Source organism: Breoghania sp. JC706, assembly GCF_037026715.1.
Taxonomy (GTDB): domain Bacteria; phylum Pseudomonadota; class Alphaproteobacteria; order Rhizobiales; family Stappiaceae; genus Breoghania.
Genome location: NZ_JBANCG010000010.1, coordinates 1 through 12,633, shown reverse-complemented (window position 1 = coordinate 12,633; position 12,633 = coordinate 1). Strand labels below are relative to the sequence as shown.

General features: G+C 66.9%; 12 protein-coding genes. 10 read left to right on the top strand and 2 right to left on the bottom strand.

Features of this window, described 5'->3' with window-relative positions:
• Window positions 1-2 precede the first annotated feature (2 nt).
• Together V2L18_RS19430 and V2L18_RS19425 are read left to right on the top strand one after the other, a co-directional pair.
• A complete protein-coding gene (locus V2L18_RS19430) occupies window positions 3-2,249 on the top strand; it encodes a PepSY domain-containing protein (RefSeq protein ID WP_336179981.1) in 2,247 nt (748 codons plus the stop codon).
• Window positions 2,239-3,270 carry an FAD:protein FMN transferase gene (locus V2L18_RS19425; protein ID WP_336179980.1) on the top strand — a complete coding sequence of 344 codons (1,032 nt, stop codon included), beginning with the start codon at window positions 2,239-2,241 and terminating at the stop codon, window positions 3,268-3,270. Before V2L18_RS19430 ends, V2L18_RS19425 begins: the two co-directional genes overlap by 11 nt.
• Here the strand turns inward: V2L18_RS19425 and V2L18_RS19420 are convergent.
• Both V2L18_RS19420 and V2L18_RS19415 read right to left on the bottom strand, forming a co-directional pair.
• Complete coding sequence (locus V2L18_RS19420) at window positions 3,248-4,288, bottom strand: proline racemase family protein (RefSeq protein WP_336179979.1); 1,041 nt, start codon at window positions 4,286-4,288, stop codon at window positions 3,248-3,250. The genes V2L18_RS19425 and V2L18_RS19420 overlap by 23 nt on opposite strands.
• A gap of 270 nt (window positions 4,289-4,558) precedes the next feature.
• On the bottom strand, window positions 4,559-6,076 hold the full coding sequence (locus V2L18_RS19415; protein ID WP_336179978.1) for an aldehyde dehydrogenase (NADP(+)): 1,518 nt from the start codon (window positions 6,074-6,076) through the stop codon (window positions 4,559-4,561).
• A 251-nt stretch (window positions 6,077-6,327) separates the two neighbouring features.
• Between V2L18_RS19415 and V2L18_RS19410 the strand changes: the two genes are divergently transcribed.
• The 8 genes from V2L18_RS19410 to V2L18_RS19375 form a co-directional block, all read left to right on the top strand.
• Window positions 6,328-7,152, top strand: a complete 825-nt coding sequence (locus V2L18_RS19410; RefSeq protein WP_336179977.1) for a transporter substrate-binding domain-containing protein — start codon at window positions 6,328-6,330, stop codon at window positions 7,150-7,152.
• A gap of 88 nt (window positions 7,153-7,240) precedes the next feature.
• Window positions 7,241-7,906 (top strand): amino acid ABC transporter permease, encoded by a 666-nt coding sequence (locus tag V2L18_RS19405; RefSeq protein ID WP_336179976.1) that lies wholly within the window; start codon window positions 7,241-7,243, stop codon window positions 7,904-7,906.
• Between the two features lie 13 nt (window positions 7,907-7,919).
• Window positions 7,920-8,573 carry an amino acid ABC transporter permease gene (locus V2L18_RS19400; RefSeq protein ID WP_336179975.1) on the top strand — a complete coding sequence of 218 codons (654 nt, stop codon included), beginning with the start codon at window positions 7,920-7,922 and terminating at the stop codon, window positions 8,571-8,573.
• The gene (locus V2L18_RS19395) at window positions 8,566-9,288 is read left to right on the top strand and encodes an amino acid ABC transporter ATP-binding protein (protein WP_336179974.1); all 723 of its coding nucleotides are present in this window, start codon (window positions 8,566-8,568) and stop codon (window positions 9,286-9,288) included. Before V2L18_RS19400 ends, V2L18_RS19395 begins: the two co-directional genes overlap by 8 nt.
• Before the next feature lie 523 nt (window positions 9,289-9,811).
• Entirely contained in the window at window positions 9,812-10,249 is a 438-nt protein-coding gene (locus V2L18_RS19390; RefSeq protein WP_336179973.1) for a nucleoside 2-deoxyribosyltransferase, read from the top strand.
• A gap of 8 nt (window positions 10,250-10,257) precedes the next feature.
• On the top strand, window positions 10,258-11,223 hold the full coding sequence (locus V2L18_RS19385) for a thymidylate synthase (protein WP_336179972.1): 966 nt from the start codon (window positions 10,258-10,260) through the stop codon (window positions 11,221-11,223).
• Window positions 11,223-11,993 carry a methyltransferase domain-containing protein gene (locus V2L18_RS19380; protein WP_336179971.1) on the top strand — a complete coding sequence of 257 codons (771 nt, stop codon included), beginning with the start codon at window positions 11,223-11,225 and terminating at the stop codon, window positions 11,991-11,993. The genes V2L18_RS19385 and V2L18_RS19380 overlap by 1 nt, the downstream gene beginning before the upstream one ends.
• 54 nt (window positions 11,994-12,047) lie before the next feature.
• Window positions 12,048-12,633: amidohydrolase family protein (locus tag V2L18_RS19375; RefSeq protein WP_336179970.1), on the top strand; the 586-nt coding region annotated here is incomplete at its 3' end.

The following is a 12,633-nucleotide window of genomic DNA, read 5'->3' as shown; positions in this document are numbered from 1 at the left end:
CGATGATCCGTCCACTGCATCGCTGGGTCGGGCTCGTCGCCGCCCTGCTGGTCTGCGTCACCGCGCTGAGCGGTGCGGTCCTTTCCCTCTATCCTGCCGCCGAGGCCATCGGAACCGCCGCGACGCCGGCGACCGACGTCGCCACCTTCGCCGCACGCGTGCAGAAGGCCCTGCCGGGCGTGGAACAGATCCGCCGCGCGGCCTCAGGGAAAATCACCGCCTTCACCTATGATGCGGGCGGCGCCGCGCGATGGGTCGTCGATCCCGAAACCGGGGCGGCGAGCGCCCCGGCGGCACCCGCGCCGGGAAAGAAATGGATCACCGATCTGCACCGGGCCTTTCTCGCCGGCGATGCGGGCCGCTTTGCCGCCGCGGCCGTCAGCCTCGCCATGCTGATGCTGACGGTGTCCGGTTTCCTGCTCGCGGCCCGGCGGGTGGGCGGCTGGCGCCGCCTCTTCGGACCTCTGAAGGGCCCCCTGCCGCCGCGCCTGCACCTGGAACTGGCCCGCGTCGCGGGGATCGGCCTGCTGCTGTCCTCGCTCACCGGCCTGTGGCTCTTCGCCGCCACCTTCGGTCTTCTGCCGAAAGGCGGCGGCCTGCCTCCCCTGCCGCCGGTCAGCGGCACGGGCGGCGTCTCCCCCGCCCAACTCGGCGCGTTGAAGGATATTCCCCTGTCGGATCTGCGCGAACTCGTCTTTCCGCGGGCGGGCGACCTGCGCGACGTCTACACGGTCAAGACCGGCGCCGGCACAGGGTATGTCGACCAGGGCACGGGCGCGCTGATGAGCTGGACGGCGCGCACGACGCTGGAGCGGATATCGGACCTCGCCCATCTTCTGCACACCGGCGCGGGCGCGGCCGCCCTCGGGCTGTTCCTCGGGCTGTGCTCGCTGAGCGTGCCGGTGCTGGCGGCGACGGGCCTCTTGCAGCAATCCGGCCGCCTGCGCGGCATCTGCCGGCGCAAGGCCGGCGTGGCGGCGCAGGACGCGGACACGGTCATCCTCGTGGGGTCGGAAGGCGGCACGACATGGACCTTCGCCCGCAAACTGGCCGGGGCGCTGGCACGGGCCGGCGGCCGCCCCCATGTCGCGGCGATGTCGGCCTTCGCGCCCGAGCGCTACACCGGCGCCGAGCGTGTCCTCATCCTCGCCGCGACTTCCGGCGACGGCGATGCCCCGGCTTCGGCCGGCGGTTTCCTCGACCGGCTCGCCGCCCTGCCGGCGCCGCCCGCCGCTCCCCTCGCCGTTCTCGGCTTCGGGGACAGGTCGTTCCCCCGCTACTGCGCCTATGCCAAGCGCGTCGCGGCGGCCGCGCGCAAGGCCGGGTGGCGGGAGCTGATGCCGATGGCCGAGGTCGACCGCCAGTCCGCGAGCGATTTCGCCCGCTGGATCGGGGCGCTCGCGCAGGTTCTCGATATCGCGCTGACGCCGGAGGATGAAACCGGGGCGTCTGGGGCGTCTGGGGCGTCTGGGGCAGCCGGGGCGAGCGGCGCGCCGGAGACGGTCGGCCTGACGCTCGTGTCGCGTCGCGACTATGGCGAGGAGGTGCAGGCGCCGACCGCGATCCTTCGTTTCGCGCTGCCGCGCATGCCGTTGTGGTCGCGCCTGCGCGGGCAGGGTTTCGCCCGCTTCGAGGCCGGCGATCTCATCGGTATCCTGCCTGCCGGCGACCGGCGGCCGCGCTACTACTCGCTCGCCTCCGGCCACCGGGACGGGTTTGTCGAGATCTGCGTGCGCAAGCAGCCCGGCGGCCTGTGCTCGGGCCAGTTGATGGCCCTGCGGCCGGGCGAAACGGTTCCCGCCTTCCTGCGCCGCAACCCCGGCTTTCACCCCGCCGCCGACGACAGGCCGCTGATCCTGATCGGCGCCGGCACGGGCATCGGCCCACTGGCCGGCTTTGCCCGCGCCAACACCGCGCACCGCCCCATACACCTCTATTTCGGGGCGCGTTCCGAGGCCTCCGACCTGCTCTATGGCGAGGATCTGGCCCGCTGGCGGCAGGACGGCCGGCTCGCCTCGCTCGCGACCGCCTTTTCCCGGGACGCCCAGCATGCCTACGTGCAGGACGTCCTGCGCCGCGACGCCGACACGCTGCGCCGGCTGATCGCCGAGGGCGCGCGCATCATGATCTGCGGCGGGCGGGATATGGCCGCCGGCGTCGCCGCCGCCATGGAGGACATTCTGGCCCCCGTGGCGCTCAGTCCCGTGATCCTGAAGGCGCAAGGACGCTATGTCGAAGATGCCTACTAAGCTTGTCCGTCACGCGTTGAGCGGCCCGACCATGGGCGCAAGGTGGTCGGCCATCGTCCATTGTTCGCCGGAATGCGATCCGGCCCCCCTGCGTGCCGCCCTCGCGGCCGCCGTCGGCGAGATCGATCGGCAGATGTCGCCGCGTGCGCCCTCAAGCGATCTGTCGCGGCTGAACCGCGCGGCGCCGGGCGCCTGGGTCGAGGTGCCCGCGCACATGCTGACCGTGCTGGAGGCGGGGCTGGAGATCGGCCGCGCCAGCGATTGCGCCTTCGACATCGGCATGGGCGACGCCGTCGCCGCCTGGGGCTTTTCGGGGCAGGAGGCCGATCCGGACCGCATCTGCGCGGCGCTTGGCGCCCGACGCCGCCCCGCCCACGAGGTGCTGGAGATCGATGGAGGGACCGGCCGCGTGCGCAAGCATGCGCCCATCGCCATCGACCTTTGCGGCATCGCCAAGGGCTACGGCGTCGACCGGCTTGCCGAGACGGCGCGTTCCTTCGGCATCGCGCACGCGCTCCTTGCCATCGACGGCGAGCTTCGCGCGCTCGGCAACCAGCCGGGAGACCAGACGGGCGGGCGGCCCTGGGTCATCGGGGTCGAGCGGCCGGACCCCGATCACCGCGCCGCCCATTCCGTCCTGACGCTCGCCGATGGCTCTGTTGCGACCTCGGGCGACTACAGGCACCGGATCGAGCTGGCGGGCGCGCGTTTCTCGCACATCATGGACCCCGACCGCGGCGCCCCGCTTCTGGCCTCCTCGCAATCGGCGACCGTCGTCGCCGCGACTTGCATGCAGGCCGATGCCTGGGCGACGGCGATGCTGGTTCTCGGCCGGGACAGGGGCCTGAGACTGGCGCGCGATCTCGGTCTTTCCGTGCTGTTCCTTGCGCAAGGCGACGGCCTGCCGGAGGTCTGCGGGGCCGGTCCGGTCTTCGAGCGCGGCGCAGGCGCGGGTCGCGACGGCTTTGTCGCAGCCGCCCCGCTGCTTCAGAACCCGTTCACTGCCTCAAGGTCGGCGTGACGCCCCAGGTGTCCGACAGCATGTAGCCGGTCTGCCAGGGGTCTTCCGGGTCGAGCAGATAGGAATGCTGGCCGGTGATCCAGGCGCGGCCGGTGATCTGGGGGATGATGGTCGTGCGGCCCCCGCGCTCCTGCGCATCGAGGATCGTGCCGACGAAGCGCGATCCGATGATCGAGGCGTGGATCAGTTCGTCGCCGACCTTCATCTGGCCCTTCGCGTGCAGCACCGCCATGCGCGCGGAGGTTCCCGTGCCCGTGGGCGAACGGTCGGAGCGGCCCGGCGACACGATGCAGGTGTTGCGGGTCACCTTGCCGCTGCCCTCGAACGGCATGGCGAACTGCACGATGGAGACGCCGCGCACGTTCGGGAAGTCCGGATGCACGACCTCGAACTGTTCGCGCGCGGCCTTGCGGATCTTCTCGCCGAGAAGGGCGAGATCGCGCGCTTCGTCGGGCCTGATCCCGAAGCCCAGCGCCTTTGCGTCCACGATGGCGAAGAACATCCCGCCATAGGCGATGTCGAGCGGGATCGTGCCGTGGCCCTCGACCTCCAGCGCCCCGTCCAGCACGGAGGCGAAGGCGGGCGCGTTGCGGAAGGTGACGGACTTGCACTTGCCGTCCTCGCAGCGCGCGCTCACCTCGATCACTCCGCCCGGCATGTCGAGCCTGAAGCGCGTCTCCGGCTCCTGCATCGGCACCATGCCGGTCTCCAGCAGAACGGTCGCGACGCAGATCGTGTTGGACCCGGACATCGGCACGTATTCGGTCGGCTCCATGATGATGGCGCCGGCCGCGCAGCCGGGCGTTATCGCCGGCACGATCAGGTTGACATGGCGGGCGACCGATCCCCGCGGTTCGCAGATCAGCAGCCGGCGGATATGGTCGTGATCGCGCTCCATGGCGATCATCCGCTCCATCATCGTGCCACCCTCCGGCGGCAGCACGCCGCCGATGATGACGTCGCCGATCTCGCCTTCCGCATGGCAGCCGACGACGGAAATGTTGATGCGCGAACGCATGGTCCGTTCTCCTGTGTGGGGGGAATGTGAGCCGGCCCGGAGAGGCTGGCCCGAAACTGGTATCGGGTTGTGCACCCCCAATTCTCTCCCCTTCATACCCCTCCGCCGTCATTGCACGGCGCAGTCCGGGCAATCCACTGTCAGCCGCAGTATTTGGGGTACGCGCTGGATCACCCGGACTTCGCCGGGTGATGACGATGGAGGGGCATGAAGGCGCTTAGAATTCGGGGAGAAGAAAGCACACCTGTTTCCGGGCCGGCCTCCGAGGGCTCAGTCGGCCGCATCTTCCGGCAGGAGCGCGGCGGGCATGTTCTGGTAGCAGACCGGACGCAGGAAGCGGCGGATCGACAGGGTTCCGACCGAGGTCGCCCCGAAATTGGTGGAAGCCGGGTACGGCCCGCCGTGGACCATGGCGTCGCAGACCTCCACGCCGGTGGGAAAGCCGTTGGCGAGAACGCGCCCGGCCTTGCGCTCCAGAACCGGCATGAGCCGGCGCGCGAGCGCGACATCCGCGTCGTCCATGTGCAGCGTCGCGGTCAGCTGGCCTTCAAAGCTCATCGCGACCTTGACCATCTCTTCCTCGTCACGGGCCACGACGACGAGGCCGAGCGGGCCGAAGACCTCCTCGCCGAGCACGCGGTTTTCCATCCAGTCCCCGGCCGACACCTTGAACAGGAAGGGCTTTGCCTCGCGCCGGTCGCACATCGAGGTCAGAAGATCCCGCACGCCCGTCTGCGCGCCCATCCGGGCGGCCCCCTTGGCATAGGCCGCGGCGATGCCGTCGGTGAGCATCACCTGCGCGCCCGTTTGTGAGAGCCCTTCACGGGCGACCTCGGCGAAGGCGTCGGCGTCCGCCCCGCCGATCACTACCGCGATCCCCGGATTGGTGCAGAACTGGCCCGCCCCCATGGCGAGCGAGCCGGCCCAGCCCTTGCCGAGCTCGCCGGCGCGTGCGGCGATCGCCTGCGGCAGCATGAACATCGGGTTCACCGATCCGAGCTCGCCGAAGAACGGGATCGGCTCGGGACGCTGCGCGCAAAGATCGTAAAGCGCGCGCCCGCCGGCGAGCGAGCCGGTGAAGCCCACGGCCTTGATCAGCGGATGTGTCACCAGCGCCTGGCCGACCTCGCGCGTGCCGCCCTGCACCAGCGAGAACACGCCCTGCGGCATGCCGCAGGAGACGATCGCGGCAAGGATCGCCTCGGCGACGATCTCGCCGGTGCCGGGGTGGGCATCGTGGCCCTTGACGACGACCGGGCAGCCGGCGGCCAGCGCGGCGGCCGTATCACCACCGGCGGTTGAGAACGCGAGCGGGAAATTCGAGGCGCCGAACACCGCCACCGGGCCGATGGGACGCTGCATCAGGCGCAGGTCGGGGCGCGGCAGCGGCTGGCGGTCCGGCAGCGCGGCGTCATGGCGGCGGTCGAGATAGTCGCCCTTGCGGATATGGTCGGCGAAGAGCCGCAGCTGGCCGGTGGTGCGTCCGCGCTCCCCGTTCAGCCGTGCCTCCGGCAGACCCGTCTCCTGCACGCCGATCTGCGTGATCGCCTCGGCCCGCGCCTCGATCTCGTCGGCGATGGCCTCAAGAAAATCCGCCCGCGCGGCGCGGGAGGTTGCGGAATAGGCCCAGAACGCCTCCTCCGCGGCTCGTGCCGCCTGGTCCACCAGTTCGGCCGTGCCGAGCGAGAACGCATGCGCCGGACCGTGCGCGGGGGCCGACAGGAAGGTCTGATCGGTCCCCGTCCACGTGCCTGCGATCAGATGGTTTCCGTGGGGTTCGAAAGTCATGTGAGTCCCTTCCGGTTGGCGTTTGCGATGAGGGCACCCTGGCCCCCGAAATTCACGTCAATGTGTCGGAATGGCGCGCGGCACGGATGCGAGGAGAAGAAAATACATACGTGAATCCATTGGCTTGGCTTCCAACACAGGCTTGGCGGCGATTTTCTTGTTGCGCTAGATTTTTTCTTATATGAAAATTTATTGCAGTAAAGAAAAAATCACGTCATGTTTGCTCAAGAATCAAACAGAGGGTTCTACCAATGACAAAATTCACCCCCATCAAGAAAATCACGGTCCTCGCGGCCCTGATCGCCGCGACGGGCTTTTCCGGCGCCGCCAGGGCCGACAAGCTTGACGACATCATTTCCTCCGGCACGCTGCGCTGCGCGGTCGTGCTCGACTTCCCGCCGATGGGCATGCGCGACGCGAACAACGAGCCGATCGGCTTCGACGTCGACTACTGCAAGGACCTCGCCAAGGTGCTCGGCGTCGAGGCCGAGATCGTCGAGACGCCCTTCCCCGAGCGCATTCCCGCGCTGATGTCGGGCCGTGTCGACGTCGGCGTCGCCTCGACCTCCGACACGCTGGAGCGTGCCAAGACCGTCGGCTTCTCCATCCCCTACTTCGCGTTCGAGATGGTCGTGACCGCCAACGAGACGTCGGGCATCACCTCGTTCGAGAGCATGAAGGGCCACACCGTCGGCGCCGTCGCCGGCACCTTCGAAGGTATTGCCCTGGAAAAGCAGGTCAAGGCGTGGGGGGAGGGCGAATACCGGCCCTATCAGACCCAGGCGGACGTCTTCCTCGCTTTGAGCCAGGGCCAGCTCGACGCCACCGTCTCCACCTCCACGGTGGCGATGGCGAGCGTGAATTCGGGCAAGTTCGAGGGCATCGCGGTTGTCGGCAAGGCGCCGTTCGACACCGACTATGTCGCTCTGTTCACCAACCGCAACGAATACGGTCTCATCAACTATCTGAACCTGTTCGTGAACCAGCAGATCCGCACCGGCCGCTACGCCGAACTCTACAAGAAGTGGGTCGGCGGCGAGCTTCCCTCCCTGACAATTCCGAACGCCTATCGTTGACAAGACGCCCGAACTGATGGCGGCGCGGGGTCTCCCGCGCCGGCCCGGTTCCGGATCGCCTCCTGAACGCACCAGGCAGGAAACAACAATGTTCGGTTACACCTTTCAGTGGAACCAGGCGCTTGCCCGGCTTCCGAAGATGCTGGACGGTGCCGTGGTGACGATGGAAGTGGCGGTGCTGTCGATGCTGATCGGCATCCTGTGCGCCATCCTCCTGACGCTGCTGCGCCTGTCCGGCTCCCGATCGCTGCGGGCGGTCGCCGCCGGCTGGGTCGAGATCGCCCGCAACACCCCGGCCCTGTTCCAGATCTACATGGCGCATTTCGGCATCGCCAGTTTCGGGATCCATTTCAGCCCCTTCGTCTCGCTCCTGATCGGCATCACCTTCAACAACGCCGGTTATCTCGCGGAAAACTTCCGCGGCGCGCTGAAGGCCATTCCCGATACCCAGATCCGTGCCAGCCGCTCGCTCGGCATGTCGCAGACCCAGGCCTTCCGCTACATCATCGTGCCGCAGATGCTGCGCATCTCGTTCCTGCCGATGACGAACCAGATGGTCTGGGCCGTGCTGATGACCTCGCTCGGCGTGACCGTCGGCATGAATTCCGATCTCTACGGCGTCACCCAGGACCTGAACGCGCTGACCTTCCGCACCTTCGAGCTGTTCGCCATCGCCGCGGTGATCTTCTACATCATCACCAAGATCATCACCCTTGGCGCGCGCCTGATCGCGGCACGCCTGTTCCGCTATTGAGGGGGCGCAGAGCATGTTCGACACCGCGCTTTCCTCAGCCGACCTGATTTTCCTCGCCAAGGGCGCGGGGATGACCATCGTCGTCACCGCGATCTCGGTCGCCATCGGCACCGTCCTCGGCATCGTCTTCGGCGTGATCCGCGTCCAGCTCGGCACCGTCTACGCCGCGCCGCTGACCTTCTTTCTCGACATCTTCCGCTCCGTGCCGCTGCTGATCCAGCTCGTGCTCGCCAACGCGTTCATGGGCATGGTTCTGCGGGTGCAGTTCTCCGGCCTCACGGTGGCCTGCATGGTGCTCTCGCTCTACACCGCCGCCTATTGCGCGGAGATCGTGCGCGGCGGCATCGACGCGGTGCCCACCACCACGCGGCGCGCGGCCCGTTCGCTCGGCATGAGCTGGGGCCAGGACATGCGCCACATCGTGATGCCGCTCGCCACCCGCGTGGCGCTGCCGTCGTGGATCGGGCTGGCGCTCGGCGTCATGAAGGATTCGGCGCTGGTCTATGTGGTGCAGGTGACCGAGTTGCTGAAATCCACACAGATCCTCATCACGCGCCTGCAGGAACCGATGCTCCTGCTCCTCATCTGCGGCGCCTTCTACTTCGTCATCAGCTTCCCGCTTGCCCGGTTCGGCGGGTATCTCGAAAAGAGGTGGTCCAATGATTGAGATCCACGACGTCCACAAATCCTTCGGCAAGCTCGAAGTCCTCAAGGGCATCGAGCTGACCGTCGACAAGGGCGAGGTGGTGACCATCATCGGTGGTTCCGGCTCGGGCAAGTCGACGCTTCTGACCTGCATCAACGGGCTGGAGCCGATCGCCTCCGGCCGGATCGTCGTCGACGGCACCGAGGTGCATGCAAAGTCGACCGACCTCAACAAGCTGCGCCAGAAGATCGGCATCGTGTTCCAGCAGTGGAACGCCTTCCCGCATCTGACCGTTCTGGAAAACGTCACGCTCGCCCCGCGCAAGGTGCTGGGGATGGGCAAGGCGGAGGCCGAGGAGATCGCCAGGACGCAGCTCGCCCATGTCGGGCTGGGCGACAAGCTCGCGACCTATCCCTCGCGCCTGTCCGGCGGCCAGCAGCAGCGCATGGCGATCGCCCGTGCGCTCGCCATGTCGCCCGACTACATGCTGTTCGACGAGGTGACCTCGGCGCTAGATCCGCAGCTTGTGGGCGAGGTTCTGGAAACGCTGAAGATGCTGGCGGAGGAAGGCATGACGATGATCTGCGTCACGCACGAAATGGCCTTCGCCCGGGACGTGTCGAACCGCGTCGCCTATTTTCACAAGGGCGTCATGGCCGAGATCGGCGTGCCGGAGCAGATCTTCGGCGATCCGCAGCACCCCGAAACGAAGAAATTCCTGGCAAGCGTACGCTGAGCGGGCCGCGCCCGAAGGGGGGCGTGCCAGTGCTGTGTCGATGCTGGGCCTGCCGCTGCGGCCGTGCTGTTGACAGGCCCTGCCCGACCGTTTCAAATGCCGGCGATATTTCGATCGGAAGAAACGTGTCGGTCTGATTTTGAAATGCGCCGGTGATTTGTGGCGCGGATGTCTGTTGCGATGAACTTTTCTTTTGCGATGAGCTTGTCTGTTGCGATGAGCTCAATGACCCGAAAATCGGGGACATGAAAATCGGGGCGTTGAAATCGGGCCGACGCATTCGCGCGGACCTGTCGACTTCGGCCGGTCTTCGCGGCCGGCGCCGGAGAAGGCTTGTCCGGAGAACGTTTGTCCGGCCGTTCGAAACAGCGCCATCCGCCGCGGTGGCCCGATCAGGCGGGAGCGAACAGAAGAAATCCTCTGCCGATCCGCATTTTGACAGGAGGGATCCCAACAACACTTTCGGCTTTTTGTTTCCTTGATTGCTATTCGTTTCAAAAAAATTTGGAGAGGACGCGTTCATATGAAGGTATTTCTTGCCGGGCCGTTCAAGGCGCTCGTCGATCCGCAGGAAAAGCGGATGTCCGATCATGGAATGGCGATGTTCGTCCCGCTGATCGATCATTTCGAGACGTTGGGCTGGGAGGTTCATTCGGCTCACCGGCGCGAACAGTGGGGGCGGGAATTCATGACGCCCGACGAATGCACGCGCATCGATTACGACGAGATCGCCAAATGCGACCGGTTCATCGCCTATCCCGGCTTTCCCGCCTCTCCCGGCACGCATGTCGAACTCGGTTGGGCGTCGGCCTTGCAGAAGGACATCACCCTGCTCCTGAAGCGCGGCGTCGAATACGCGTTCCTCGTTCGCGGGCTTCAGACCATCACGCGCGTGCGCACGCTCTTCTATGACGATGCGGTGGAGCCGAAGGCGCTCGAGCAGCTTCTCGTCGAAGCGTAGGTGGCGCCATGACAGACCGATTTGAAACCTTCGACGACATGTATCGTTCGACGATCGCGGGGGTTCTCTCCGCGCCCGAATTCCACAACGCGCCGCGCGGGAACGCGGAAATAGAGGTGCTCGGTTTCTCCGCCGTGCTGCACAACCCGCTGGCGCGGGTGTGCTTCAGTCCCCTGCGGCGCCAGAACATCGTCTTCAATTACGCCGAGGCGCTCTGGTACCTGTCGGGGCGCAACGATCTGGCGTTCATCGAGCGCTATGCGCCGCGCATGAAGCGCTACAGCGCGGATGGGAAAACGCTTCCCGGCACCGGCTACGGGCGCAAGCTGCTGGCCTTCGGGCCGGACCGGATCGACCAGATCGAGCGGGTCATCGACATCCTGGGTAACGACGATCCCGACAGCAAGCGCGCCTTCCTCCAGATCTTCGATGCGAACGAGGATCTCTACCGGCGCAACATCGACGTGTCCTGCACGCTGGGCCTGCAGCTGCTGCTGCGCGACGGCGCGCTGCACATGGTGGCGTTCATGCGCGCCAACGACGCCTATATCGGCTTTCTCAGCGACGTGTTCTCGTTCACGCTCATCCAGGAATACATCGCCCGGCGCCTCGGTGTGTGCGTGGGGCGCTACTACCACCATGTCGGCTCCATCCACATCTACGAGCCCGATCTGGAACGCGCCCGCGCGCTCGCGGCCGAACAGCGGCGGGCGCCCGGCATCGGCTATCCCGAAATGCCGGCGACAAGCCCTGAGACGATCGAGGACGTTCTTTGCGCAGAAGGCGAGATCCGCAAGGGCAACCTCGATCTGGACGACGTGCTGCGGTTTTCCGTCCCCGCCTACTGGCGCGACATTCTCGTGCTGTTCTGGCTGCATGCGCGCAAGCCGGAGGTGAGCGCGCGGGCGCTGGAGGCGCTCCATCCGCTGCACCGGCATCTGTTCACCCAACGGCGCATGGAGGCGGTCAACTGATGGGCGCGACGACCAAGACCAAATGGGACGACAGCACGGTTTCCGACCTGTTCGTCGCCTATGACGATCATGTCGAGGATCTGCTCGGCTATCAGCCGCTGATCGCGGAAATGCTGCGCCGGCTCGGCGGCGATGTCCGCGTGCTCGACTACGGCTGCGGCGGCGCCAAGGTGACCCGGCGCATGCTCGATGCCGGGATCGCGCGGGTGAGCGGCGTCGATCTCTCCGCCGACATGATCGAAAAGGCGAAGGCCCCGGGCCTGCCGGGGGCGGACTTCGCGCGCGTGGAGAGCGGGCGCGTTCCGCACGAGGACGCCAGCTTCGATGCGGCGATCATCTGCTTCGTGCTGATCAACATCGACACCAAGGCGGAGATCGGCGCGATCCTCAAGGAGATCCACCGCGTCCTCAAGCCGGGCGGCCAGCTTTTCGTGCTGGATTCAAACCCGCGCGTGACCGGCGTCCGGTTCAAGACCTTCCAGAGCGGAGAGGCCGGCGTCACCTATGCCGACGGCGCGCTGCGCAAGGTGACGCTTCAGGTGCCCGGCGTCGCGGAACCCTTCGTCATCCACGACAGGCACTGGTCGCAGGAAACCTACGTGGAGCTTATCCGCGAGGCGGGCTTCTTCGGGCCGTCGATCTACGAACTGACCGCCGATGCCATCGCGGCGGAGGCGCGCGAAAGGCTGACGGTCAGCGAGCGCACCCATCCCCCCTTTCTGCGCCTGACGGCCCAAAAGGCTGAGAGCAAGGCGGAGACGCCGCGCTGACCCCTCCCCCCTCCCCTTCACAAGACGCCGGAGGCAGACGACAAGGAGCGAGACTTGGCACGCATTATCCTGAAGAACGGCCTGTTGCTGGCACTGGACGAGGCCGGCACCTATCATCCCGGCGGATCGCTCGTCATCGAGAACGACCGCATCGCCTCGCTGTGGCCGGGCGCACCGGAAATCGAGGCGCGCGCGGACGACCGCGTCATCGACGCGAGCGGCAAGGTGATCATGCCGGGGCTCGTCGATCTCCACTATCACACGGCGATCGGCAAGGGCTTCAACGATCACCTGCCGCTGTGGGAATATCTCGACCAGTGCTGGTATCCGCTGATCCGCGGGCTCGATCCGGAGGCGGCCTACTGGGCGGCGCTGGCGAGCTATTCGGAATCGATCCTGTCCGGGGTGACCACGGTCAACGACATGTACCGGCTGCTGCCGTCGCTGGCGAAGGCGGCGGACGAGATCGGCATGCGTGCCGTGCTCTCCAACGACATCGCGCTCGACGAGCACAATCTCGATACGATGGCGGACAACATCGAGGCGTTCAACACGCTGCACGGGCGAGCCAACGGGCGGATCGCGGTGCGTATCGGCATCGAATGGCTGCCGCTGGCCTCGCCGGAACTGCTGCGCACCG